17 protein-coding genes, 2 tRNA genes and 2 pseudogenes are annotated in these 26281 nt (G+C 64.2%); 10 read left to right on the top strand and 11 right to left on the bottom strand.

Going from position 1 to position 26281, the window contains the following annotated elements; all coding sequences use genetic code 11:
• From YU9_RS46155 to YU9_RS0125460, 3 genes are all read right to left on the bottom strand, one after another.
• Positions 1–175: transposase (locus tag YU9_RS46155; RefSeq protein WP_198028246.1), on the bottom strand; the 175-nt coding region annotated here is incomplete at its 3' end.
• A gap of 161 nt (positions 176–336) precedes the next feature.
• A complete protein-coding gene (gene glnA / locus YU9_RS0125470; RefSeq protein WP_027575340.1) occupies positions 337–1746 on the bottom strand; it encodes a type I glutamate--ammonia ligase in 1410 nt (469 codons plus the stop codon).
• A 153-nt stretch (positions 1747–1899) separates the two neighbouring features.
• On the bottom strand, positions 1900–2238 hold the full coding sequence (locus YU9_RS0125460; RefSeq protein ID WP_007603495.1) for a P-II family nitrogen regulator: 339 nt from the start codon (positions 2236–2238) through the stop codon (positions 1900–1902).
• A 380-nt stretch (positions 2239–2618) separates the two neighbouring features.
• Here YU9_RS0125460 and YU9_RS0125455 point away from each other — a divergent pair, with 380 nt between their 5' ends.
• Entirely contained in the window at positions 2619–4118 is a 1500-nt protein-coding gene (locus YU9_RS0125455; protein ID WP_027575339.1) for a bifunctional ADP-dependent NAD(P)H-hydrate dehydratase/NAD(P)H-hydrate epimerase, read from the top strand.
• A 4-nt stretch (positions 4119–4122) separates the two neighbouring features.
• On the opposite strand, the gene YU9_RS0125450 is transcribed toward YU9_RS0125455, so the two are convergent.
• The gene (locus YU9_RS0125450) at positions 4123–5424 is read right to left on the bottom strand and encodes a multicopper oxidase family protein (RefSeq protein ID WP_027575338.1); all 1302 of its coding nucleotides are present in this window, start codon (positions 5422–5424) and stop codon (positions 4123–4125) included.
• A gap of 154 nt (positions 5425–5578) precedes the next feature.
• On the opposite strand from YU9_RS0125450, the gene YU9_RS0125445 reads away from it, so the two are divergent.
• The 7 genes from YU9_RS0125445 to YU9_RS0125415 all read left to right on the top strand — a co-directional run bounded on the left by YU9_RS0125445 (position 5579) and on the right by YU9_RS0125415 (position 13255).
• Positions 5579–5663, top strand: a tRNA-Leu gene (locus tag YU9_RS0125445).
• A 174-nt stretch (positions 5664–5837) separates the two neighbouring features.
• A complete protein-coding gene (gene tig, locus YU9_RS0125440; protein ID WP_027575337.1) occupies positions 5838–7199 on the top strand; it encodes a trigger factor in 1362 nt (453 codons plus the stop codon).
• 378 nt (positions 7200–7577) lie between these two features.
• Entirely contained in the window at positions 7578–8213 is a 636-nt protein-coding gene (locus YU9_RS0125435) for an ATP-dependent Clp protease proteolytic subunit (RefSeq protein WP_027575336.1), read from the top strand.
• Between the two features lie 419 nt (positions 8214–8632).
• A complete protein-coding gene (clpX, locus tag YU9_RS0125430; protein WP_008547851.1) occupies positions 8633–9904 on the top strand; it encodes an ATP-dependent Clp protease ATP-binding subunit ClpX in 1272 nt (423 codons plus the stop codon).
• Positions 9905–10227: 323 nt separating this feature from the next.
• On the top strand, positions 10228–12651 hold the full coding sequence (lon, locus tag YU9_RS0125425) for an endopeptidase La (protein ID WP_027575335.1): 2424 nt from the start codon (positions 10228–10230) through the stop codon (positions 12649–12651).
• 59 nt (positions 12652–12710) lie between these two features.
• Complete coding sequence (locus YU9_RS0125420) at positions 12711–13115, top strand: GFA family protein (protein WP_027575334.1); 405 nt, start codon at positions 12711–12713, stop codon at positions 13113–13115.
• A 63-nt stretch (positions 13116–13178) separates the two neighbouring features.
• A tRNA-Val gene (locus YU9_RS0125415) sits at positions 13179–13255 on the top strand.
• A gap of 202 nt (positions 13256–13457) precedes the next feature.
• Here the strand turns inward: YU9_RS0125415 and YU9_RS0125410 are convergent.
• From YU9_RS0125410 to YU9_RS0125395, 3 genes are all read right to left on the bottom strand, one after another.
• On the bottom strand, positions 13458–13817 hold the full coding sequence (locus YU9_RS0125410; protein WP_051380507.1) for a hypothetical protein: 360 nt from the start codon (positions 13815–13817) through the stop codon (positions 13458–13460).
• Positions 13818–14184: 367 nt separating this feature from the next.
• Positions 14185–16035: a caspase family protein gene (locus YU9_RS0125400; protein WP_027575332.1), complete on the bottom strand. Its 1851-nt coding sequence runs from the start codon at positions 16033–16035 to the stop codon at positions 14185–14187.
• Positions 16036–16215: 180 nt separating this feature from the next.
• Positions 16216–16845 (bottom strand): hypothetical protein, encoded by a 630-nt coding sequence (locus tag YU9_RS0125395; RefSeq protein ID WP_198028299.1) that lies wholly within the window; start codon positions 16843–16845, stop codon positions 16216–16218.
• A gap of 441 nt (positions 16846–17286) precedes the next feature.
• Between YU9_RS0125395 and YU9_RS42450 the strand changes: the two are divergent.
• Positions 17287–18136, top strand: a pseudogene (locus tag YU9_RS42450) (class I SAM-dependent methyltransferase).
• Positions 18137–18169: 33 nt separating this feature from the next.
• A complete protein-coding gene (locus tag YU9_RS0125385; protein ID WP_027575330.1) occupies positions 18170–19822 on the top strand; it encodes a hypothetical protein in 1653 nt (550 codons plus the stop codon).
• A 6-nt stretch (positions 19823–19828) separates the two neighbouring features.
• Here the strand turns inward: YU9_RS0125385 and YU9_RS42445 are convergent.
• From YU9_RS42445 to ihpA, 4 genes and pseudogenes are all read right to left on the bottom strand, one after another.
• Positions 19829–20791 (bottom strand): annotated as a pseudogene (locus YU9_RS42445) (cation diffusion facilitator family transporter).
• Between the two features lie 2 nt (positions 20792–20793).
• Positions 20794–24024 (bottom strand): efflux RND transporter permease subunit, encoded by a 3231-nt coding sequence (locus YU9_RS0125375; RefSeq protein ID WP_027575329.1) that lies wholly within the window; start codon positions 24022–24024, stop codon positions 20794–20796.
• Positions 24017–24994, bottom strand: coding sequence for a divalent metal ion exporter adaptor subunit IhpB (gene ihpB / locus YU9_RS0125370; RefSeq protein ID WP_027575328.1), 978 nt, complete (start codon positions 24992–24994; stop codon positions 24017–24019). The genes YU9_RS0125375 and ihpB overlap by 8 nt, the downstream gene beginning before the upstream one ends.
• Positions 24991–26265, bottom strand: a complete 1275-nt coding sequence (gene ihpA / locus YU9_RS0125365) for a divalent metal ion exporter subunit IhpA (RefSeq protein WP_027575327.1) — start codon at positions 26263–26265, stop codon at positions 24991–24993. The genes ihpB and ihpA overlap by 4 nt, the downstream gene beginning before the upstream one ends.
• Positions 26266–26281 lie beyond the last annotated feature (16 nt).

Genomic DNA, 26281 nt, shown 5'->3' with positions numbered 1-26281 from the left:
CCGGAGCCGTCCGCGCCGCCATTGGCTCGACGCTCTTGCGATCACCCGGCAACATCAGGCCAGTGCAATAATCGCGCAGCGGTCTCGTCCGCTCCGCGTGACCGATCACGCTACCAAGCCCCGCCACATACTCCGCAAACCGGGTTTTGCTGTCTCCGCCTTGATCGAGATTCATCTGGCCCTCCGCGCGCCAAACATTGAATCCCTACAAATACTTGATTCTCAGCCTCAACGGCTGCGGCCGGATGACTCAGTAAGACTAACCCACCCTACGCTTCAAATGAAAAGGCGCTCCTTTCGGAGCGCCTTTTGCTTGTGGCAGAGAGTTCCGGCCGCTCAGCCCGAATAGTACATGTCGAACTCGATCGGGTGCGGGGTCATTTCGAAGCGCTCGACTTCGGTCATCTTCAGCTCGATGTAAGCGTCGATGAAGTCGTCGTCGAACACACCGCCGGCCTTCAGGAAGGCGCGGTCCTGGTCGAGGTTTTCGAGGGCCTCGCGAAGCGAGCCGCACACCGTCGGGATCTGCTTCAGCTCTTCCTTCGGCAGGTCGTAGAGATCCTTGTCCATCGCCGGGCCCGGATCGATCTTGTTCTTGATGCCGTCGAGGCCGGCCATCAACATCGCGGCGAAGCCGAGATAGGGATTGGCGAGCGGATCGGGGAAGCGTACCTCGACGCGCTTGGCCTTCGGCGAAGCGGTGTAGGGGATGCGGCACGAGGCCGAGCGGTTGCGCGCGGAGTAGGCGAGCAGCACGGGCGCCTCATAGCCCGGGACCAGACGCTTGTAGGAGTTGGTCGAGGGGTTGGTGAAGGCGTTGATCGCCTTGGCGTGCTTGATGATGCCGCCGATATAGTGGAGGCAGGTCTCCGACAGGTCGGCATATTTGTTGCCGGCGAACACCGGCTTGCCGTCCTTCCAGATCGACTGGTGCACGTGCATGCCCGAGCCGTTGTCGCCGTAGACCGGCTTCGGCATGAAGGTGGCGGTCTTGCCGTAGATGTGGGCGACCTGGTGGATGCAGTATTTGTAGATCTGGATGTGGTCGGCCATCAGCGTCAGCGTGTCGAACTTCATGCCGAGCTCGTGCTGGGCGGAAGCGACCTCGTGGTGATGCTTCTCGACCTTAACGCCCATCTTGGCCATGGCCCCGAGCATTTCCGAGCGCATGTCCTGCACGGAATCCTGCGGCGGAACCGGGAAATAGCCGCCCTTGGTGCGGACGCGGTGGCCGAGATTGCCGCCTTCATATTCGGTGTCGGAGTTGGTCGGCAGCTCCGAGGAGTCGAGGCGGAAACCGGTGTTGTAGGGGGTGGAGGAGAAGCGCACGTCGTCGAACACGAAGAACTCGGCTTCGGGGCCGACGAACACGCTGTCGCCCACGCCCATCGACTTCACCATCGCCTCCGCCTTCTTGGCGATGCCGCGGGGGTCCCGGTTGTAAGGCTCGCCGGTGGTCGGCTCGAGCACGTCGCAGGTGATGACCATGGTGGTCTCGGCGAAGAACGGATCGATCGTCGCGGTCACCGGATCGGGCATCAGGCACATGTCGGACTCGTTGATCGCCTTCCAGCCGGCGATCGATGAGCCGTCGAACATCGTCCCTTCGGCGAAGATGTCTTCATCGATCATGCTGACGTCGAACGTGACGTGCTGCCACTTGCCGCGTGGATCGGTGAAGCGCAGGTCGACGTATTTGACGTCGTTGTCCTTGATCGATTTCAGGACGTCTTTGGCGGTCTTCATGCATACCCCTTATGGCTCTGCGGGTCGGTTTCCAAGTGAGCAAGATTATTCTCGCTTTTGGCGAGTTCGCGCGCGACCGCACAAACGAAATCGGGCCGCCGAAGCAGCCTTATTTCTTGTCGGAGTGACGCAAAATGCGGGATAGCACCCGGCTCAGATAGCGTCCAGCCCGGATTCGCCGGTTCGGATGCGGATCGCCTCTTCGATGTTGGAGACGAAAATCTTGCCGTCGCCGATGCGGCCGGTCTGCGCGGCGCGGCGGATCGCGTCGATGGCGCGTTCGACCAGATCGTCGCCGATCACGATCTCGATTTTGACCTTCGGCAGGAAGTCGACGATGTATTCTGCGCCGCGGTAAAGTTCGGCGTGACCCTTCTGCCGGCCAAAGCCCTTGGCCTCGGTGACGGTGATGCCCTGAAGGCCGACTTCCTGAAGCGCTTCCTTCACCTCGTCGAGCTTGAATGGCTTGATGATGGCTTCGATTTTCTTCACTGCGCGACTCCCGGCCTTTCGATCCAATAGCAACGTCTTCGTCAGGATGCGCATTTCTCAACGCACGATCTTGTCTTCTATATGCCGGGATCCCTGACCAGTCCGGCAACAACGGCCGGCCACACCCTGTAAGATGCCAGTGAGCACGGCAAACCGAAGCGGCTTCCTCGAAAGCAGGGTCTATGCCAAGTTGCAAATGCCCTGATTATTGGAGCGTTATCAGCCTTTTAACGAGCATCCCTGGGTGTGGCGCCGACCTGCACAAAATACCGAAGACTACGAAATAGGCAAACGGTTCAATATATGTGCAGATGGATATCCCCGCCGTCGGATCGGCACAAAAGGTGCCTGTTGAAGAGGCGTTTGTACTAGGAAGTGGCATGGAAGTTCTGAGCAACGCCGAGATGCAGCGGGCCGACCAGCTCGCCATTGCGGCCGGCACGCCCGGTTTCAAGCTGATGCTGAGCGCGGGCCAGGCGGTCGCCGAGGCCGCCCATGCGCTGGTGGAGGAGGGGCCGATCCTGATCGTCGCCGGTCCCGGCAACAATGGCGGCGACGGTTTCGTCGCAGCCGCCGAGCTCGCCGCCCAGGGGCGCGAGGTGTCGGTGATCCTCATGTGCGAGCGCGACCAGCTCCAGGGCGATGCGGCCTCGGCCGCGCGCGGCTGGAAGCACCCGGTGCTCCCGTTCAATCCGCAGGCGATCGGAAGGCCCGCGCTGATCATCGATGCGCTGTTCGGCGCAGGCCTCAGCCGTCACGTCGAGGGCGAGGCGCGGGAGATGATCGAGGCGATCAACGCCAACGGTGCCCCGGTGCTCGCGGTCGACCTGCCGAGCGGCATCAACGGCACCAGCGCGGCCGCGATGGGGGTTGCGGTGAACGCCACCGAGACCGTCACCTTCTTCCGCAAGAAGCCGGCGCATCTGCTGCTGGCCGGGCGCATGCATTGCGGCCGCGTGCGCGTCGCCGACATCGGCATCGACGCGCAAGTGCTGGAGGAGATCGCGCCGCAGACCTTCGAGAACGATCCGGACCTCTGGGGCGCGGCCTTTCCGGTGCCGCGCATCGACGGGCATAAATACGCGCGCGGTCATGTGCTGGCGGTCTCCGGCGATGCGGCCGCGACCGGCGCGGCACGGCTGGCTGCTCGCGGGGCGCTGCGCGCCGGTGCGGGCCTCGTGACGCTGGCGAGCCCGCGCGATGCGCTCGCGATCAATGCGAGCGCGCTGACTGCGGTGATGGTCCGCCCCGTCGACAGCGCGATCGAGTTCAGCGAGCTGCTCGGCGACAAGCGCTACAACACCTGCATCATCGGCCCCGGCGCGGGAGTGGGCGAACGCACCTGCGACATGGTTCACACGGCGCTTGCCGCACAACGGCATCTGGTGCTGGACGCGGATGCGCTGACGAGCTTTGCGGCCAAGCCCGAGCGCCTGTTCGAGTCGATCAAGTCGTCAGGGGACAGTGCGGTGGTGCTGACCCCGCACGAAGGCGAGTTTCCGCGCCTGTTCTCCGATCTCAGCAACAAGCATCCCGGCCGCTCCAAGCTCGAGCGCGTCCGCACCGCCGCCGAGCGCTCCGGCGCCGTCGTGCTCCTGAAGGGCCCGGACACCACCGTCGCCGCCCCGGACGGCCGCGCCACCATCGCCGCCAACGCGCCGCCCTGGCTTGCCACGGCAGGTGCCGGCGACGTCCTCTCCGGCATCATCGCCGGGCTCCTGGCACAGGGCGTGCCGGCGTTCGAGGCCGCCAGCATCGGCGTCTGGATGCACGGCGAGGCGGCGAGCGAAGCCGGGCCAGGCCTGATCGCGGAAGATCTCACCGAGACGCTGCCGGCCGTGCACCGGCGGATCTATGACGCGCTCGGCATCGAATACTGACCGTTCAGTCCACCGCATACCACCGCACCAGCCGTGGAGCGGCCCAATCGGTTACGACGGATTCGATCAACCATCGTCCGGGTGAGGTGGCGGCGAACGCGATGCGCTGGGTCTGGCCGGGCTCGATCACGAGCGTGTCGAGCCAATAGGGCTTCCAGCCGTCGTCGAGCTTGTCGAGCAGGCGGAAGGGGTGGCCGTGCAGGTGGAACACGGTCGTGGCGGGGGCGGGGTTCTTGAGCGCCAGCACGACGGTGCGGCCGGTCTTGGCTCGGAAGAGGGGGGCAGAGGCGGTGGAGAAGCTTGCGGGCCGCATCCAACCGGCGTCGGCTACGCCAAGCGCGACATCGAACCGCAGGGCGCCTCTTAGATCGAGCTTTTCGGGGAGATCGTTCGAGGGGAGTGGCTGCGGCGGCAACAGCGGCGCACGCTCGAGCTTTCCAGAGATGGTGAGACTTCCGACCTGGCGCGCGTCCTTGCCATCGTGGAGCAGGAATGGGGCCGATTTGGCCGTATCCACAAACGCATCAGCGCGTGCGCCGGGCGCCAGCACCACGGCGCCGTTGCGCGCCGGGAACGGCTCGGCCGGCTGTCCGTCCAGGGCCATCACTCGGACTTCATGGCTTTCCAATTTGATTGCCAGAACAGTGCGTTGGGAGCCGTTGATGAAGCGAAGCCGCAGCCGCTGATTGCCCAAGGCTGAGAGTTCGAATGAAGTCTGCCCGTTGATCGTGTAGAGCGGTGTCGTGTCCTTCGGGTCTTGGCCCGGCGGGATCGCGGTGCCATCCGGCCGCAGGCGCCATTCCTCGATCAACAGGAGCTCGTCACGGTCGATGGCGACCGGGCCGGTTTCGGCCACGATGATCGGAAGCGCGCGTGCGGGCTGCTTCAGGCCATCCTCGAAGAGGCGGAAGTCGGCCAGCAGGGTCCCTGCGTTAGGCATTGAAATAATTGACGTTTCCGTCGTATTCGGCGCCGCCGGCGCGCGCCCCCGCAGCGGGTCGGTCGCGGTCGCGGCATTGAGGCCGTGCCAGACTGGCGCAAGCGGTACAGGCAGGTCGTTCCGGAACACCACCTCGCAGCGGTCAAAGCGCTTGAGGCGGACATCCCTGAGATGGCTTACGGCGGCCAGCTCCCAGATCGGTGTAGCCGGCTGATCGGGTTTCAGAGCCAGCGTTGCCGGCCTCGCCTGGAGCGCGAGCTGGGCCGTCACGGACGGACCTGCTCCGCCCACGGTCAGCCCGGCTACCGAGGCGCCGAGGCCGGCCAGAACCTCGCGCCGATGTGGGGCAAAAATCCGCGTTGTCATGGTGCGATCCCGACCACGCCGCGCTGGATAAGTCCAGCCGCCGTGCCTATTTGAAGCATGCCTCCATCAGGCCATTTTTTTGCTGCGAACAGTCAGGCGCATGCTATAAGCCCGGCCGCCCGCGGCATCGCGGCCGGTCTTGATGCAAATTCACGCGGGCGTGGCGGAACTGGTAGACGCGCTGGATTTAGGTTCCAGTGACGAAAGTTGTGGGGGTTCGAGTCCCTCCGCCCGCACCAAGCGCTTGTCGCGTTTGCACGGATTACGAGACCTGCTTCCGCGCGGATGTTCGTCCGTCTGGAGGCGGTCCGATGAACCACCGGCGTGGAGGCGTTTGCCTCGCGCCGGATCGATTAATGACAGCGTCCCGACGCGCGACGTGCCGGGACCGAACGAAAAGAAGATTGGACGCCATGCAGGTCACAGAAACCCTCTCGGAAGGTTTGAAGCACGAGTTCAAGATCAGCGTTCCCGCGTCTGATCTCGATGCCAAGGCCGGCGCCAAGCTCGTCGACCTCAAGGACAAGGTCCGCATCAACGGCTTCCGTCCGGGCAAGGTGCCGGTCTCGCACCTGAAGAAGGTCTACGGCCGCTCCGTAATGGCCGAGACCATCGACCAGACCATTCGCGACACCAACACGCAGCTGTTCTCCGAGCGCGGCTTCCGTCTCGCGACCGAGCCGAAGATCACCATGCCGACGGAGCAGAAGGACGTCGAGGAGCTGCTGAGCGGCAAGACCGATCTGACCTACACGGTCGCGATCGAGGTGGTGCCGGCGATCGCGCTCGCCGACTTCAAGACGTTCCAGGTCGAGAAGCCCGTTGCCGACGTCTCCGACGTCGACGTCGATGAGGCGATCAAGCGCATTGCCGATTCCAACCGCACCTTTGCCGACAAGGGCGAGGGCGCCAAGGCCGCCTCCGGCGATCGCGTCACCATCAACTTCAAGGGCAGCATCAACGGCGAAGTCTTCGAGGGCGGCACCGGCGAAGGCATCCAGGTCGTGATCGGCTCCAACACCTTCATCCCCGGCTTCGAGGAGCAGCTCATCGGCATCGGCGCCAATGAGACCCGCACACTGAAGGTGTCGTTCCCCAAGAACTACATGAACGACAAGCTGGCCGGCCAGCCCGCCGAGTTCGAGACCTCCGCGACCCTGATCGAGGCGCCGCAGGACCTTGCGATCGACGACGAGTTCGCCAAGTCGCTCGGCCTGGAATCGCTGGACAAGCTCAAGGAAGCCGCGCGCGAGCGCCTGACCGCCGAGTTCGCCACTGCGACGCGCCAGCGCGTCAAGCGCGCGCTGCTCGACCGCCTCGACGAGGCGCATCGCTTCGAGGCGCCGCCCTCGCTGGTCGACGAGGAGTTCAATCTGATGTGGAACTCGGTCAAGGCCGAGATGGACTCCGCCGGCAAGACCTTTGCCGACGAGGACACCACCGAGGACAAGGCGAAGGAAGAGTACCGCAAGATCGCCGATCGCCGCGTGCGGCTCGGCCTCGTGCTCTCCGAGATCGGCGAGAAGAACAAGATCACCGTGACCGACGACGAGGTCGGCCGCGCCGTGATCGAGCGCGCGCGCTCGATGCCCGGCCGCGAGAAGGAGGTCTGGGACTATTACCGCAACAACGCCCAGGCGCTGGCCCAGCTTCGTGCGCCGATCTACGAGGACAAGGTCGTCGACTTCATCCTCGAGCTCGCCAACGTGACCGAGAAGAAGGTCTCGCGCGAGGATCTCTACAAGGACGACGACGCGGAAAAGACCGCAGCCTGAAGGCTCTAGAGCGTTTTCGAGGGAAGTGGACACCGGTTCGCGTGAAGAGAAACGCGCCAAAATTGAAGCTAGAGCCCTTTCCGATTCCATCGGAACGGGGCCCTAGGACAGCCTTCTATTAAGGATGATCAGGAAAGAGGCCCAAGCTAGCCAGATGGCCGGCTGGGCCTCCTTGTGCGAATCAGCTTCAACTCCCCAACGGATTAAGCCTTAATGCGCTCCACACTTGTCAGGCGCGAATTGGGCTATATCTGTCGCTACGCGTTCTACCTCTACCAAGTTCCTGCATCACGGGACGTCCATCCGCCCTTCCGGCACATCCAGCCAAACTGGCGGCCAGGCCCGGCGATGTCCGTCTCCGAAAACCCTAGGTGACTCATGCGCGATCCGGTTGAAACTTACATGAACCTCGTGCCCATGGTGGTCGAGCAGACCAACCGTGGCGAGCGCGCCTACGACATTTTCTCGCGCCTCCTGAAGGAGCGCATCATCTTCGTGACCGGCCCGGTCGAGGACGGCATGTCGACGCTGATCGTCGCGCAGCTCTTGTTCCTCGAGGCGGAAAATCCGAAGAAGGAAATCTCGATGTACATCAACTCGCCGGGCGGCGTGGTGACGTCGGGCCTTGCGATCTACGATACCATGCAGTTCATCCGCCCGCCGGTCTCGACGCTGTGCACGGGGCAGGCGGCCTCGATGGGCTCGCTGCTGCTCGCCGCCGGCGAGAGGGACATGCGCTTCTCGCTGCCGAACGCGCGCATCATGGTGCACCAGCCCTCCGGCGGCTTCCAGGGCCAGGCCACCGACATCATGCTGCACGCCCAGGAAATCCTGAACCTGAAGAAGCGGCTTAACGAGATCTACGTGAAGCACACCGGCCAGACCTACAAGTCGATCGAGGACGCGCTGGAGCGCGACAAGTTCCTGACCGCGAACGACGCCAAGGAGTTCGGCCTGGTCGACAAGGTCATCGACAAGCGCGCCGAGGAGCCAGTGCCGGCGAAAGCCCCGTAGCACTACTGGGGCATCATCACGGCGATCCCTCGGCTCCGCGCGGGTGCGCGCGTCGCAAAACGTGGTTTTGCGCGCTGCGACAAGCAGAAAGTTCCGCTTTCGTGCTTGTTTTTCGTGGCAATCCCGCAACGCCGGGGTGATTTCGATAACTTTGGCCCGTGCCAAGTCCGGAAATCACGGTATTGTCACGGGTAGCCGGCGACCCCCGATTAGCGAATTCTTGATAGTCGGGTGACAGCATGGTTGGCTACGCTTGATCGGCTATGATCGCGGAGAATCGAGTGACCGTGATTCGCAACGGATGTAATGCGTAGGGTCTTTATTGGTACGGAATTTGCTCTACTTAAGCTTCATCCCGGCCATCGTGTCGGAATGGAGCGATCGAGCGGAACGGGATCGAACCGCGGACGGAGACAGGAATGAGTAAGGTCGGCACGAGCGACTCCAAGAACACGCTATATTGCTCGTTCTGCGGCAAGAGCCAGCACGAAGTCCGCAAACTGATCGCGGGCCCCACGGTCTTCATCTGCGACGAGTGCGTCGAGCTCTGCATGGATATCATCCGCGAGGAGAACAAGTCCTCGCTGGTCAAGTCGCGCGACGGCATTCCGACGCCGAAGGAAATCTGCAAGGTGCTGGACGATTACGTGATCGGCCAGAGCCATGCGAAGAAGGTCCTGTCTGTCGCGGTGCACAACCACTACAAGCGTCTCAACCACCAGACCAAGCACAACGACGTCGAGCTCGCGAAGTCGAACATCCTGCTGATCGGTCCGACCGGCTCGGGCAAGACGCTGCTCGCGCAGACGCTCGCCCGCATCCTGGACGTGCCGTTCACGATGGCGGATGCGACGACGCTGACCGAAGCCGGCTATGTCGGCGAGGACGTCGAGAACATCATCCTGAAGCTGCTCCAGGCCGCCGACTACAATGTCGAGCGCGCCCAGCGCGGTATCGTCTACATCGACGAAATCGACAAGATCAGCCGGAAGTCCGACAACCCCTCGATCACGCGCGACGTGTCGGGCGAGGGCGTGCAGCAGGCGCTGCTGAAGATCATGGAAGGCACGGTGGCTTCGGTCCCGCCGCAAGGCGGCCGCAAGCATCCGCAGCAGGAGTTCCTGCAGGTGGATACCACCAACATCCTGTTCATCTGCGGCGGCGCTTTCGCCGGTCTCGAGAAGATCATCTCGGCACGCGGACGGTCGACCTCGATCGGCTTCGGCGCCCAGGTGCTCGCGCCGGAGGATCGCCGTACCGGCGAGATTTTCCGTCACGTCGAGCCTGAGGACCTCCTGAAGTATGGCCTCATCCCCGAATTCGTCGGCCGTCTGCCGGTCGTGGCGACGCTCGAGGACCTCGATGAGACCTCGCTGAAGAAGATCCTCACGGAGCCGAAGAACGCGCTGGTGAAACAGTACCAGCGGCTGTTCGAGATGGAGAACATCGAGCTGACCTTCGCCGACGAGGCGCTTGGCGCGGTCGCCCGCAAGGCGATCGAGCGCAAGACCGGCGCGCGGGGCCTGCGTTCGATCCTCGAGGCGATCCTGCTCGAGACCATGTTCGACCTGCCGGGCCTGGAAGGTGTGGAAGAAGTCGTGATTTCCCGCGAAGTGGTGGAAGGAACGGCGCGTCCGCTCTACATCTACGCCGATCGATCCGATCGCGCCGTCGAGAACGCCAGCGCCTGATCTGGCGGCGCTGGAACGCTCCAATTGTCTCCTCAATGTGGGCTGCGGAACTGGTATTTCCGCAGCCGGTGTTGCGTCGCTTATTGCGTGCGTAAGCGCCTGATGGCGCGCGTTTTTCAGTGACTTGACACCCCCCGGGTCGATAGCCACCTAATGTCGGCGGGCGAGCGAAAATTCTCTTCAAGATTCGCCTCAGTTCCGATCCGGCGAGCCGGTCCAACTCGTAGAGGACATACCGGTCTTGCGGATCACCTCGGCACCTTGTGGCGGTTGCGCATGATCAGCGGGCTGCGTGCAAGGGGGCAAAGCAAAAGGAAAAGGCCATGACTAATCCCAAACCCCGGCCAACCATCGTCCACGGCGAAACGCACGCCTATCCCGTGCTGCCGCTGCGCGACATCGTCGTCTTCCCGCACATGATCGTTCCGCTTTTCGTCGGCCGCGAGAAGTCGATCCGCGCGCTCGAAGAGGTGATGAAGAACGACGCGCTGATCATGCTCGCGACGCAGAAGAACGCGTCCGACGATGATCCGGCGCCCGATGCCATTTACGAGACCGGGACGCTTGCCAGCGTGCTCCAGCTCTTGAAACTTCCCGACGGCACCGTGAAGGTGCTGGTCGAGGGGCTCGAGCGCGCGCGCGTGTCGAAATACACCGACCGCGCCGACTATTACGAAGCGACTGCCGTTGCGCTCGCCGATACCGACGCGAAGTCGGTCGAGGCGGAGGCGCTGGCGCGCTCGGTCGTGTCCGACTTCGAGAGCTATGTGAAGCTCAACAAGAAGATCTCGGCCGAGGTCGTCGGCGTCGTGCAGGCGATCACCGACTTCGCCAAGCTCGCCGACACGGTCGCATCGCATCTCGCCGTCAAGATCGCGGATCGGCAGGGCATCCTGGAGACGCTGTCCGTCACCACGCGCCTTGAGAAGGTGCTGGGCCTGATGGAGAGCGAGATCTCGGTGCTGCAGGTCGAGAAGCGCATCCGCTCGCGCGTCAAGCGCCAGATGGAGAAGACCCAGCGCGAGTACTATCTCAACGAGCAGATGAAGGCGATCCAGAAGGAACTCGGCGACGACGACGGTCGCGACGAGCTCGCCGATCTCGAAGAGAAGATCTCCAAGACCAAGCTCTCCAAGGAAGCGCGCGAGAAGGCGCAGCATGAATTGAAGAAGCTGCGCCAGATGTCGCCGATGTCCGCGGAAGCGACCGTCGTGCGCAACTATCTGGATTGGCTGCTGTCGATCCCGTGGAACAAGAAGTCCAAGGTGAAGAAGGATCTGGAGCAGGCGCAAGCCATCCTGGATTCCGATCACTACGGGCTCGAGAAGGTCAAGGAGCGCATCGTCGAGTATCTCGCGGTGCAGTCGCGCGCCAACAAGCTGACCGGGCCGATCCTGTGCCTCGTCGGGCCTCCCGGCGTCGGCAAGACCTCGCTCGGCAAGTCGATCGCGAAGGCGACGGGGCGCGAATTCGTGCGCGTCTCGCTCGGCGGCGTGCGCGACGAGGCCGAGATTCGCGGTCACCGCCGCACCTATATCGGCTCGATGCCCGGCAAGATCATCCAGTCGATGCGCAAGGCCAAGTCGTCCAATCCGCTGTTCCTCTTGGACGAGATCGACAAGATGGGCGCCGATTTCCGCGGCGATCCGTCCTCGGCGCTGCTGGAGGTTCTCGATCCCGAGCAGAACGGGACGTTCAACGACCACTATCTCGAGGTCGACTACGATCTGTCCAACGTGATGTTCATCACGACCGCGAATACGCTCAATATTCCCGGGCCGCTGATGGACCGCATGGAGATCATCCGGATCGCGGGCTACACCGAGAACGAGAAGGTCGAGATCTCGCGCAAGCATCTGATCCCGAACGCGGTGTCCAAGCACGGCCTGGACTCCAAGGAGTTCTCGATCGACGACGAGGCGCTGCTGCTCTTGATCCGCCGCTACACCCGCGAAGCGGGCGTGCGTAACCTGGAGCGTGAGCTCTCCACACTCGCCCGCAAGGCGGTGAAGGAGCTGATGATCTCCAAGAAGAAGTCGGTCAAGGTCACCGAGAAGACTCTGGAAGAGCTGCTCGGCGTTCCGAAGTACCGCTTCGGCGAGATCGAGAGCGAGCCGCAGGTCGGCATCGTCACGGGTCTTGCCTGGACCGATGTCGGCGGCGAGCTGCTGACCATCGAAGGCGTCATGATGCCCGGCAAGGGCAAGATGACGGTCACGGGCAATCTGCGTGACGTCATGAAGGAGTCGATCTCGGCGGCGGCGTCCTATGTCCGCTCGCGGGCGATCAACTACGGCGTCGAGCCGCCGCTGTTCGACCGGCGCGACATCCACGTGCACGTGCCCGAGGGCGCGACGCCGAAGGATGGTCCGTCCGCAGGCGTTGCCATGGCCACCGCGATCATCTCGGTCATGACCGGCATCCCGGTCCGCCACGATGTCGCGATGACCGGCGAGATCACGCTGCGCGGCCGCGTGCTGCCGATCGGCGGCCTCAAGGAGAAGCTGCTGGCTGCGGCCCGTGGCGGCATCAAGACGGTGCTGATCCCCGAGGACAACGCCAAGGATCTCACGGAGATTTCCGATGCGATCAAGGGCGGCATGGAGATCATCCCGGTCTCGCGCCTCGACGACGTCGTCGCCAAGGCGCTGGTGAAGAAGCCGGTGCCGATCGTCTGGGAAGAGGACACCAAGGTGACGGTGAAGCCGGATGGCGACGAAGCCGCCGGCGGCCTGACCGCTCACTGATCTCGAGCGAAAGATGATAAAACGGCGCCTTCGGGCGCCGTTTTTGTTCGAGGCTGGCCATGCAGATCGACGGACAATGCCATTGCGGGAAGATCACCTTTGAGGCCGAGATCGATCCCGAGGCGGTCTCGGTGTGCCATTGCACCGATTGCCAGACGTTGACCGGCTCGCCGTTCCGCGTGACGGCGGTCTGTTCCGGGACCGATGTCCGCCTGACCGGCGGCACGCCAAAAATCTACGGCAAGCGCGGCGACAACGGCCGGATGCGTTTCCAGCACTTCTGCGCCGATTGCGGTTCCCCGCTGTTCACGAGCGGCGAGGGCGACCAGGCCGATGATTGGGGCATCCGCTGGGGCAGCATCCGCCAGCGCAACGCGCTGCGCCCCAGCTGGCAGATCTGGTGCCAGTCGGCGGCGGTGTGGATCGATACCGTGCCGCTGCTGCCGGGCAGGCCGCAGGATTGAGGCCCAAGTCGTTTGAGCTGGGGTCTTGCCGGTTCGGGGCCCGTAGGGCTAAAGAGGCGGCGAGGGCGGTTAGCTCAGCTGGTTAGAGCATCTCGTTTACACCGAGAGGGTCCGCGGTTCGAATCCGTGACCGCCCACCACTCTTCGCTTTGCGGGGCCAAGCATGCTGCCATGCCGGGCGGCCAATTGGAGCATGGCTTCAGCGCAAAGCCCTCCATTCGGTCCGCGGCTGGCTGGTTCGTTCGAAGGGCATATCACCCAGCAAATCTCGACCGGGCATGCCAAGGACCACCGTGGGGACGTCACGTGCCCCACAGTGGCGCGTCATTCCTGACGGAAGTATCAGGCCGTCTTGGTGAATAGTGTCAGGACGCCTTCGGCAATGTTGATCGCAACGACCTGGGACGAGGTCAGACCCTTCGCCTTGAGCGCGGAGGCCGCCTGGGGAGTCGCGTCAATCGTTTTCCGGAGCGATTGAATATCGTCATCGCTTGTCTGTGCGACGATTTCATCGACCTTCGAGCGCACCGCTGGTTGCAGGTCCTTAATGTCCACGACCTGAATCTGGCGGATGACGGTGCCCTGCGCGGCCGGCGATTCCGCTCCCGGTTGCGACGATGTTCCTTGCGCCTGCACGAAAGTCGGCGTCCCGAAGGAGAGGGTTGCGATGATGAGGGGTGCCATGAAGCTGCGCATGGTCATGCCTTTCCAAGGTGAGCAACCTGGAAACACTATCCACGAAATCTGGTTGTCGTCTGATTCCGATGTGGCCGTTCGGTGAAACCAATGCGGCCGCAATGCGCACAGGTGAGACACGCTGCGCCGGGTCCGGTGATATCTACGACAGGCGGTTAGCTCAGTTGGTTAGAGCATCTCGTTTCCACAGAGACGGTCCGCGGTTCGAATCCGTGACCGCCCACCACACTCGCTCACGCAACGAAGCAGGCTGCCGCGCCGACCATGGCGGCGAGGGAGGACATTTCCCTGACAATTTCCGCGGGGCAGTCCCACTCCTGTTTTCCAAAAGCAGCCAATTAGAAGATCCGAAACATCCAGGGAGCGTACTGGCTTAGTTGCAAACTTCAACACTCTCGCCGGTGTGGGTATTGGCATTGCCGCCGCCCCTGCGAAACTCCAATCGACAACCTTTGGATACGGGTCGGCAGCCGGCACTGTTGCATACGATTTGTCCGCTCGACTGCGGCTTGGATGGAGCAGACTCGGCCTTCTTGCGCTCTGCATCACGTGTGGCGCTATTGTCGCGCGTGGCGACCGTGTTCTTCTCCTGCACCTTCTCGCATTCATTGTCGTCATTGACGCGATAGCCGGCGCGGCAGGTGATCTTGACGCAGGCGTCGCCATCGGCCCTGAAGCCGCGGTCGCAGACCAGCGGACAGACGCGGCCCGGCTTGGCCTTGAGCGCGTCCAGCGCGTCGAAGCTGGCGAGCTTGGCGTCGAACTTGGTGCCGGCATATTTGTTGAACAGCGTCAGCGAACGTTGTGACGACGCATTCCAATCGCCGTCTGCCGAAGCTGTCAGACAGCCGACGCGGCGGAGCTCCGCCTGCACCAGCTTCGTCATCTCCTGCGGCGATAGCGACGGCGCGGTTGAGGAGGGCGCGATCGCCGCGACCTTCTGCTCTGCGTTGGCAGAGGCTTGTTTCTCGGCAGCTTGCTTGGCGGCCAGCTCGGCGGCGGCCTTGTCGCTCGCGAGTTTCTCGGCAAGCGCGTTCTCGGCCGCTTGCTTGTCAGCCAGCGCCTTCGCTGCGGCGGCCTCGGCTTCCTTCCGGCGTTGTTCGGCTGCGGCCGCCTTGGCCTCCTCGATCTGCTTGGCCTTCTCGGCAGCGAGACGCCTCTCCTCGGCTGCTTTAGCCGCGGCCGCCGCCTTCTCCTGCTCGGCCTTGGTGGCGCGCTCGGCGGCGAGCCGCTCCTTTGCTTCCTCAGCCTGGCGCGCCTTGTCGGCGGCGGCCGCGCGGCTTTCTTCGGCGGTGATTTTGTTCAACTGGCCTTTGGCAAGATCGGCATAGAAACCGCCCGGAAAGCGGTTGAGGAAGGCTGTCCATCCGTCACGGGTCCCGAGCTGAAGCGCCAGTTCGTAGTCGCGCCGGATTTCGCTGTCGGGGTTTGGCTGGGGGCCGGCCACGACAGGCTTCGCCGCAACCAGCGACACATCGTCTCCGCCCAGCGAGCCATAAACATAAGGCTCCTGCTTGTAGCCGGTGTTCTTGAGAACGTCGTCGCGGACGAAGCCGAACGCCTTGCGCAGGTCGAGCCCGGGCGTCGGCAGCCGCTCGACCAGCGCTGCGGCAAACGGACTGTTTTTGGAGTCGCCGTCGGAGGCGGTCGAACCGGCCTTGGCCGCAAAGGCGACCATGGTGTTCGGGCTGGTCGGCTCGACCTTGGCGAGGCCGCGGCCAATGGCGCGCGATGCAACGGTGCGCTTCATCGTCTTGGCGAACGGGTTGTCGCGGCAGGCATCGAGGATGACGAGGCGGAGCTGCTTGGCCGGCTCGATGGCGAACAACACCCGATCGAGCGGAAAAGCCTCGTCGAAGACGTCGGTGTCGGTTTCCAGCGCAGCGTCGGTTGGAATGAGATAATTGTTGCCGTCCAGCTCGATGCCGTGGCCGGCATAATAGATCACCGCGACATCGGCCTCGCGCGCCTTGGTCCCGAACTCACGCAGCGCCTTGCGCATGTCGACGACGCTGAGGTCGAGCTTGACATCCACAGTGTCGAACCCGGCTTTCTTGAACATGCCGCCGACCAGGGAGGCATCGTTCACCGGGTTGGTCAGCCTGGCCACGCTCTTATAGGCGGAATTGCCGATGACCAGCGCGACGCGGCGCTCGGCGTGTGCCCATCCGCAGCCGATCCAGACAGCAAAAATGAACAAACCAAAAAACCGTAGCGCGCCCATCGCAGCCCCAAATCACAATGTGATCAGAGTATCCGGAGCCTTGCGGAAGGCAAGCGGACGGTCCGTGATGGACGTCACAATCTGCCGCGCTTCTCCCGTGGGGTTAGCAGGCGGCGAGGGCGGTTAGCCCTCGCTCCCACGCCCCGCGAGCGCTCGGTCCTCGAGCCCTGCGTTGTGCCGTCACGTCATCGGCCGCGCCGTTTCCTTCAGCGCCTGGGCTGTCGTCGCCATGCCGGCGGCATAGGCGGCTCCTGCGCCAAGGAGAAGCGAACAGAAGCTTGCAAACATCACGTACGAGAAGTGTTTGCGGGCCTCGTCGAGCTGGGCCGGCGTCGCCGGCCGAGTCGTCGCACCGACCGTGTCCCGTCCCGTATTGTTCGTCCAATAGGCGACGCGGGCGCTCGCTGTATATGACGGGCCGACCAGGTTGCTGGCGATGCTGGTCGCGGACATCGGCATCATCGCGGCCGCAGCCACTATGACGACAGTCGTAACCGCCCAGGCGGCAAGGGCGTGGCCGACGCGGCCGAGCCCGGACTGATCCGGCGAGTTGGCTGCCGCAACGGCACCGCCAACAAAGGCGGCAATGATCCCCGACACCGCCCACCACACGAACGCCGCCCAGCTAGCGCCGGCAGGTGCCGACGAGGCCGTGGGAATGTCGATTGCGAGCAGACCGACGCCAAGACCGAGCATCGTCAGCAGGATCTGGACGACCAACGATGCGAACATGCCAGCCAGTACGGCCGACCATGTCCAGCCAAAAAAGGGGTTAGGAAATGCACGTGTCACCATGACGAAATCCTCCACGAAGTTCGTTTCTAGTTCCAACGCGCGCTCGAATCTTCCGTTCCTGGGAGCAGGAACTCCCGAGGCATTCGCGGTTTGGTTCGCACAAGATGGAAGAAGGCCGGATACCATGACGCTTGGTAGAGGCGCCCTGTTGTGGCTGCTAGGTATTCCTCTCCCTGTCATCCTGCTGCTTGCGCTGTTCTGGCGTTAGCTTGCGGATCGGAGAGAGGGCGGAGAAGGCGCGGCGCTCGATGGCGTGTCGGCGCACAATTAGGTTTTGGCAAAGGTGGCAACCGCCGGCGGCACAGATCCGCCTCACCCACGTGCAATCCGTCACACTTCTTCGGCCAAAGGGCTGCACAGGGTCCCCAGACGTGATATCGCCCGCTATGGTGCTGCAGCGTTTGATTGGATAGCGCTGGCGTCAGCATCGCGCGAATGGCAACGACCGGGGACACCATGCAACAGCCCAGCGGACACGCTGAGAACGCCGACCAGGAACGGGCCGAGCGGGCAGCGCTAGGCCGATCGCCATGCGGTGCAAGAGAAGCTGCTCGGACCCATTGCCGACGTCCTGATCGAGCGCGCCAAGCCGAGGCGGGGTGAGCGCGTGATCGACGTTGGCTGCGGCTCCGGCGCGACGACGGTGGCGTTCGCAAAGGCTGTTGCGCCCGATGGTTTTGCGCTCGGCCTCGACGTCTCCGAGCCGATGCTGTCGCAGGCGCGCGCGCTGGCGCCAAAAGGCCTGCCGCTGGATTTCGTGCTGGCGGATGCGACAGTGCATCCGTTCGAGCCGGCGAGCTTCGATCTGCTCGCCTCGCGCTTCGGCGTGATGTTCTTTGCCGACCCCATTGCATCCTTCATCAATTTGCGTCGCGCGCTGAAGCCGACAGGGCGGCTCGCCTTCGTCTGCTGGCGCGAGCCGAAGGAAAATCCCTGGATGATGGCGCCGCTGATGGCGGTCTATCACCACGTGCCGAAGATGCCGCCGGTCGGACCGGAGGAGCCGGGCCCGTTCGCCTTTGCGTCGGAGGAGCGCGTGATGCGCATCCTGAAAGGTGCAGGCTTCGCGCAGGTGGCAATGGAGCCGCATAATCTGGCGATGGATATCGCGATCGGCGGCGGCCTCGATGCCGCCGTCGACGGCTCGCTGCAGATCGGCCCGGCCAGCCGCGCGCTCCAGGGCCATCCGCCCGAGACATACGAGGCCGCCAGGGCCTCGATCCGCGAGACGCTCGCGCCGTTCCTGAAGGGGCCAAGCGTCGAATTGCAGGGCGCGATCTGGATCGTGACCGCGAAGACAGCGTAGTCGTCCCCGAACTTCCGGTTGCGAGCATTCAAAATGGATCAAGCACTGGACCAGCGCACTGGTCTTTCGTCCGCTTTGCCCCGGTGGGCAGATTCTATCGCGTGGTTCTGGATCTGGGTTGGTGCGATCGGCCTCGCCCTGCTGGTTCACCTTGCTTTCCTGGTGGCCTGGCCGGATCACTTCATTCATGAAGACAGTGCGGCCTATATCATACAGGCCGAATCCATCCTGAGAGGACAATATATCGAGGATGTGATGAAGCGGCCGTACGGCGTGGCCGCCTTCCTAGTACTGCTGTCGAAGCTGTTCGGCCCGCACATCCTCGTCTTCGTCATCGCGCAGCACCTGATGAGCGTCGGCACCGCGCTTTTCGTTGCAGCGATCGTGCGTTTTGCCGGCGCGCCGCGTTTCTTCGCGCTGTTGGCCTTTTGTCTTGCGGCGCTGCACGGCCGCCTCATCCACTACGACAATACAATTGGTGCGGAGACGATCTCGAACTTCCTGATCAGTCTTGCGGCCTTCATCGCCGCGGGCGCCGCATTGAGGAAATGGCCGGCGTTGCCGGCCGCAGCGGCCGTGGGCTTGACGCTCGGCGCCGTCATGACCTGCCGGTCGGCGGCGATAGGACAGGCCGCTGTCATTCTCTTGTGGCTGGCGGTGGTGTTGGACGCGGGACTCCTGCGCCGTCTTGGCGTGCTTGCACTGGCGGGCTTTCTCGCCTCGGCCGTCTACCTGACGCCGACGGCGATCAATGTCGTGATCGGCAAGCGTCCCGCCGGCAACGAGACCCTGGCCGTGATGGCCTTCGTGGTCGGCTATTCCGGCGATTTCGAGCATGGCGTTCATCTCGACCGGAAGGCGCAGGCGCGGCCGTTCGTCGAGCAGATGCGGGCTGCGGACACCCCTCGGGGATGGTCCGACATCGGTGTCTATCAGTGGCCATTCGGCGCGATGCACCGTCTAGCAAAGCCAGGCGACAAAGATGCAGATCTCGAAAGGGTCGTGCGTGACATCTTCATCGAAACACTGACGACGCCGTCGACGCTCTATCGACACCTCACGAAGCACTTTCTCCGGGAAATGTATTTCCTGCTCTTCGACGCAAATTCGGTTGCGCGGCGGGCACCCAGTCCGCAGGGCTACGAGTTCTTCACGGACCGAGACAGGTTCCCGTTCTTTGGAACTCCGACCGGGTTCAAACCCGGACAGTTGATTCACGACTACTACAAACCCTGGTGGCCACTGTCGCGGCTGCTGCCGAGCGCGGATCAGTTTCAGCTCACCTTGAGCCGTCTCTTTGCGCGCGGCTACGCGCCGAGTTCGGATCTGGTCCCGCTGTGCTGCGGGTTGAAAGTCTCGACTGAATACGATGATCGTCCGGGCGCGATGTTATGGCTGTCTTCGGCAACACTCATCCTCGCTCTTGTGCTTCTGATTGGCGTCCCCGCGAGCCATGCGGGCTTGGTCCGGCAGTCATCCGGATGCCTCATTGCCGGCAGCAGCTTGATGATCCTGCTGGCGGTGGTCAGCTCCGCATTTCCGACCTTCCTCATTTATGGACTCAATCGCTACGCGTACTACACCATTCCCTTCCTCGCCGGCGCGAGCGCGATGCTGGGGAACGTGGTGTTCGACTGGCTCAGGGCCAGAGCCAAGGCCGGCCGGGCCGGCGGCGACAAGGCCTAGTCGCGTTCACACCACGTCATCCGGCGCCAGCGCGCAGCCATTGTCCGGATGCGTCTCGACCTGAAGCGTGGTGTGGCCGATGCGGAAGGATGTCTTGAGGAGTTGCGCCGTCTGCATCAGGAATGCGTCGTCCGCGCGCGTGGGCATGACGAGGTGACAGGTCAACGCCGTCTCGGTGGTCGAGATCGGCCAGACGTGGAGATCGTGGATCGCTGACACGCCGGGCCGCGCCAGCAGGAACGCCCTGATCGCGGCGAGGTCGGTACCTTTGGGGGCGGCAGCCATCGACATGTCGATCGAGCCGCGCAAGAGGCTGGTCGTGCTCCAGAGGATGGTGGCGCAGATGACGAGACTGGTGACGGGATCGAGCCAGAGCCAGCCGGTCCCGATGATCAGCGCCGCCTAGACCACGACGCCGAGCGAGACCGCGGCGTCGGCGGCCATGTGCAGGTACGCACCTTCGATGTTGATGTCGTCCTTGCGCCCGCGCGCGAACAGCATGGCGGTGAAGCCGTTGATGAGGATACCGATGCCGGCGACCACCATCACCGTGACGCCGGCAATCGCCTCCGGCTGGCGCAGGCGCAAGATCGCTTCCCAGCCGATCGCGCCGGTTGCGACCAGCAGGAACACCGCGTTCGCAAGTGCCGCGAGAATCGTGGAGGCGCGCAGGCCATAGGTGAAGCGGCCGCTCGGGGCGCGGCGCGCCGCGATCGATGCACCCCAGGCCACGACCAGGCCGAGCACGTCGGAAAGGTTATGGCCGGCATCGGCGAGCAGGGCGGTGGAGTTGCCGATATAGCCGTAGACCGCTTCGGCCACGACCAGCGCAGTGTTGAGAGAAATGCCGATCGCGAACGCCTTGCCGAAATTCGCGGGGGCATGGACATGGCCGTGACTGTGGTCGTGACCATGACCACGGTCGCCATGATCATGGTGGGGATGACCGTGTTGATCATGGCTGCCCAATTCTAGCGCTCCTCGGACGCCGCCAAATCAGGCGCCATTGTAGGCGTTTCGCTTGCCACGTCACGACGGAAAAGCACGTAGAGTGCTGGCAGCACCAGCAATGTCAGCACCGTCGAGGAGATGATGCCGCCGATCACCACGGTTGCAAGCGGCCGCTGCACCTCCGCGCCGGCGCCGGTGGCGAGCGCCATCGGCACGAAGCCGAGGGAGGCAACGAGCGCGGTCATCAGCACCGGGCGCAGCCGCGTCAGCGCGCCTTCGCGCACGGCCTCGACGAGGGGGCGCCCCTCGCTGCGCAGCCGCTCGATGAAGGCGATGATGACGAGGCCGTTGAGCACGGCGACGCCCGATAGCGCGATGAAGCCGACACCGGCGCTGATGGACAGTGGAATACCCCGGAGCAAGAGCGCCGCGACGCCCCCGGTCAGCGCCAGCGGCACGCCGGAGAACACCAGCGCTGCGTCGGCTGCCGATCCCATCCCCATGAACAGCAGCAGGAACACCAGGAGCAGCGCCACCGGCACCACGATCGTCAGCCGCTTGGTGGCGGACACCAGCTGCTCGAACTGTCCGCCCCAGCCAATCCAGTAACCCGGCGGCAGCTTGACCTTCTCGGCCACCGCCGCTTCGGCATCAGTGACGAAGGAGCCGAGATCGCGCGCGCGGACATTGGCGGTGACGACGATGCGCCGCTTGCCGTTCTCGCGGCTGATCTGGTTGGGCCCGGGCGTCGCATCGACGGTGGCGACCGACGACAGTGGCACATAGCGCATCTGAGCCAGGGGAGAGGCGGCCAGCGTGGTTCGAATGGCCGTGCCGGAGCCGACCTCCTCGCCGGGAGGCAGTGGAATCGGGATTGCGCGGATGGCCTCGAGATTGCCGCGCAGATGCTCTGGCAGGCGCACCACGATATCGAAGCGGCGGTCGCCCTCGAACAGCTTGCCGGCCGACTTGCCGCCGACCGCGATCTCGACGATGCCCTGCACCTCACCGACACTGAGGTCGTAGCGGGCCAGCGCCTGGCGGTCGAGGCGGACGGTGAGGATCGGCAGGCCCGCGACCTGTTCGATCTTGACGTCGCTGGCGCCACGGATGCCGCGGATCGCGGCCTCCACCTGTCGTGCGGCGCCTTGCAGGATGTCGAGATCGTCGCCGAAGATCTTGACACCGACATCGGTGCGCACGCCGGAGATCAGCTCGTTGACGCGGAACTGGATCGGCTGGGAGATTTCATAGGCGCTGCCGGGAATGTCGTCCGCGGTATGGTCGATGGCCTCGATCACCTCGGATTTCGGCTTGTCCGGGTCGGGCCATTCGGCGCGCGGCTTCAGCATGATGTAGCCGTCGGTCTGCGCCGGCGACATCGGGTCGGTCGCGATCTCCGCGGTGCCGATGCGGGTGAAGAACTCCTTCACCTCGGGGATCTGCTTGATGCGCTTTTCCAGCGCCTTCTGAAGGTCGAGCGACTGAGTGAGGCTGGTGCCGGGAATCCGGATCGAAGCCAGCGCGACGTCGCCTTCGTCCAGGCTGGGGATGAACTCGCCCCCCATGCGCGAAGCGGCGATGCCGCTTGCGACCACGATGACGACCGCCATGATCGCAACCGCGGCCCGATTGTCGATGGCAAAACGGAGCAGGGCGAGATAAGCGCGCTTCGCCGCCCGCATGAACAGGTTCTCATGCTCGGACACCTTGCCGGTGACGAAAATGGCAACGGCCGCCGGCACGAAAGTGATGGAGAACAGCACGGCCGCCCCGAGCGCCATCAGCACGGTCAGCGCCATCGGCGTGAACATCTTGCCTTCGACGCCGGTCAGCGTCAGCACGGGAAGGTAGACCACGGCGATGATGAGCGTCCCGAACAGGCTCGGCTTGATCACCTCGCTCGACCCGCGCAGGATCGCGCGCAGCCGTTCCGAGGTCGTCAGCAGCCCGCCCTTCTCGCGCTGGGCCACGGCCAGCATGCGCAGGCAGTTCTCGACGATGATCACGGCACCGTCGACGATAATGCCGAAGTCGATCGCGCCCAGACTCATCAGATTGGCGCTGACCTTGGTCTCGACCATGCCGGTGATCGTCATCGCCATGGACAGAGGAATGACGCAGGCCGTGACTAGCGCAGCGCGAATGTTGCCGAGGATCAGGAACAGCACGGCCACCAGCAGCGCCGCACCTTCCAGGAGGTTGTTCCGGACCGTGCGAATGGTGGCCTCGACCAGATCGGTGCGGTCGTAGACGGTCCGTGTCACCACACCCTCGGGCAGCGATTTGGCGATGTCCTCGAGGCGGGCTGCGACGCGGCGCGCCACGGTCCGGCTGTTCTCGCCGATCAGGAGCATCGCGGTGCCGAGCACGGTCTCCTCGCCATTGCGCGTCGCTGCTCCCGTGCGCAAATCGCGGCCTTCCGTCACGGCCGCGACGTCCCTGATCCTAACGGGATTGCCGCCGCGCGAGCCGATGACGATGTCCTGGATCTCGCTCACATTGGCGACCTGGCCCGGCGCGCGAACGAGGTATTGCTCGCCGTTGCGCTCGATATAGCCGGCCCCGACATTGGCGTTGTTGGCGGCGAGCGCGGTCATGACGTCGCGAAAGCCGAGCCGGTAGGCCATCAGCTTGCCGGGGTCCGGCAGCACGTGGAATTGCCGCTCGAAGCCGCCGATGGTGTTGACCTCGATCACCCCAGGCACGTTGCGAAGCTGCGGCCGGATGATCCAGTCCTGCACGGTACGCAGATCGGTCAGCGAATAGTCGTGACCGCCTTGCGTCTTGGCGTCCGTCTTGGCGCCCGCTTTGGCCTCGACGGTATACATGAAGATTTCGCCGAGCCCGGTCGAGACTGGGCCCATCGCCACCTCGACACCCGCCGGGAGTTGGTCTTTCACCTGCTGGATGCGTTCGCCGACGAGCTGGCGGGCGAAGTAGATGTCGGTGCCGTCCTTGAAGACCACCGTCACCTGGCTGAGGCCGTAGCGCGACAGCGAGCGGGTGTAATCGAGCTTGGGCAGGCCGCCCATCGCGGTCTCGACGGGGAAGGTGATGCGCTGCTCGGTCTCTAGCGGCGAATAGCCGGGGGCGCGGGTGTTGATCTGGACCTGGACGTTGGTGATGTCAGGCACGGCGTCGATCGGCAGGCGCTGGAAATTCCAGGCGCCGAAAGCGACGGCGCCGAGCGCGAGCAGCAGGACCAGCCAGCGTTGGTGCAGCGATACGGCGATGAGACGCTCAATCATGCTCGGCCTCGCCCTTGCCCATCTCCGCCTTCACGACGAAGCTGTTCTCCGCGACGTAGTGCTCGCCGGCCGCAAGACCGGCCTTGATCTCGACGAACTTCGGATCGGAATCCCCTGTTTCGACCGGGCGCGCCTCGATCTTGTCGCCGTCCTCGCGCACGAACACGATGGTCTTGTTCTCCAGCGTCTGGATCGCGCTGCGGCGCACGGCGACCGCAACATTGCGCGCCGCGAGGATCAGCCGCGCCGTGACGAACAGGCCGGGTCGCAAGCGTCCGTCCGAATTTGGCAGCACCACGCGCGCCAGCGCGGTCTGGGTCTCGCTACTGCCGATCGGCGCCATGTAGGAGATCGTGCCCTTGATCTCGCCGCGGCCGTCGTCGGGATCGATCAGCACCTCGTCGTTGATGTGGACGCGCCTGAGGTCCTGCCGATAGATCGACAGGTCGACCCAGATAGTCGAGAGATCGGCAACGACGAAGGCCGGCTTCTGCTCGGAGGCATATTCGCCGAGGGAGATCTGCCGCTCGATGATGGTGCCGGCGATCGGCGCCTTCAGCTCGTAGACGGTGAGGCTCTGGTTGCTCTCGATGGCGGCGAGCAGGTCATCCTTGGCGACCCTGTCGCCGATGCGCTTCAGGATGGATTTGACGACGCCCGGAAAGCGCGGCGTCACCTGCACCACGGCTTCCTGGTTGGCGCGCAGGATGCCATTGAAGGACAGCGTGTCGGTCAGTGTGGCGCTCGCGGCCTCCGCCAGGGTCACGCCGGCAGCGGCCAGCTTCACGTCGGAGATGCGGATGCGGTCTGCGCCGTGCTCGTCCTGCTCGACATGATCGTTCGGCTTCTTCTGTTCGGAATGCTCGGCATACTCGGTGTGTGCGAGCTTGGCCGGGGCGAGCAGGGAATAGAAGTAGGCGCCGAGCGCGGCGGCAACGATGGCGATGAGAATGGTGGAGGAGGTCCTCATCGTGCGCTCTCCCGCGCCAGCGTGAAGGGGTTGCCGACGAGGCCTTCGATGGTCGCAACGCCGGCATGGAAATTTTGCAGCGCCTCCTGCTCGCGCAGCCGCGCCTGGGTGACGCTGGCCTGGGCGTCGAGCACCTCGAGCAGGGTGAAGCGGCCCTGGCCGTAGCCTTGCGAGATCGCCTCGGACGCTTCGACGGCCTTAGGGATCGCGGTCTCGCGCAGCACCGCGAGCTCGCGCAGCGAGCTCTGGAGCGAGTCGTAGGCGCGGCCGGCGATCACGATCAGCGTGTTGCGATTGCCCTCGCGCTCGGCACGGGTCTTGGCGAGGCTTTCCTGGGCCGAGAGGATGTTGCCCTGGTTCTGATCGAACACGGGGACCGGCACCGAGAGAGTGAGGCGCACGGCATCGTCATTGGTTTCGTTGTAGTGGCGCCAGCCGGCGGCAATCCGCACGTCGGGATAGGGCTTGAGCCGCGCCAGCAGCAGCTCGGCATTGCGCTGCGCGTAAACGGCGGTCCAGCGCACCAGTTGCGGATTGGCATCGATGGCGGCGACCACCGCCTGGAACGCGGGCGGGCGTCCCGTGATGTCGAGCCGGCCGGAGACCTCGCCGAATTTTGCGGCGGGATCGCCCATCAGCACCGCAAGCTCGCGCCTGGCGCCGGCCAGCGTCGCCTTGAAGCGCTCGCGGTCGGCTTTCACCAGGGCGGAGGCGACCTCGGCGCGGCCGGTCTCGGCCGGCGAGGAGGCGCCAGCCTCGACGCGGCGGCGCAGCAGCGGCGTCAGCCGGTCGATGGCGGCAATCTGCTCGTCGAGGATCTGGATGCGCCGCTGCGCGCCAAGCACGCTGAGGAAGGCGATCGCGGTCTCCGACAGCACCTCCAACCTGACAGCTTTGCGCTGGATCGCGGCGACCTCGACGCCGGCCTGTCCGGCGGCGATCCGCGCGTCGCGCTTGCCGAACAGCTCGAAAGCCTGGCTGATCTGAAGCGTTGTCTCGGCCGATCGCGTCCCGCGATATTTGCCGGAGCCGAATGAATCGTCCTGCTCGTAGGACAGTTCCGGATTGAGCAGCGCGCCCGCCTGGATGCGCTGGCCCGTGGCGATGCCGACGTCGCGTTCCGCCGCTGTCAGCCGTGGGCTCGCGGCCAGCGCGCGCGACAACGCGCTCCGCATCGTCAAAGTCTGGGCGTGAGACGGCGATAGCGCCACGCCGGCAATCAGGCACGCCGCCGCGCACGCCAGGCGCGCGGCCATTCCCCTGCAAAACATGAACCGACCTGTGAAG

Origin of the sequence: Bradyrhizobium sp. WSM1743, assembly GCF_000473065.1 — a bacterium.
Taxonomy (GTDB): domain Bacteria; phylum Pseudomonadota; class Alphaproteobacteria; order Rhizobiales; family Xanthobacteraceae; genus Bradyrhizobium.
Note: the sequence above shows the minus strand (reverse complement) of the source record. Positions and strands in the feature narration are given on the sequence as shown.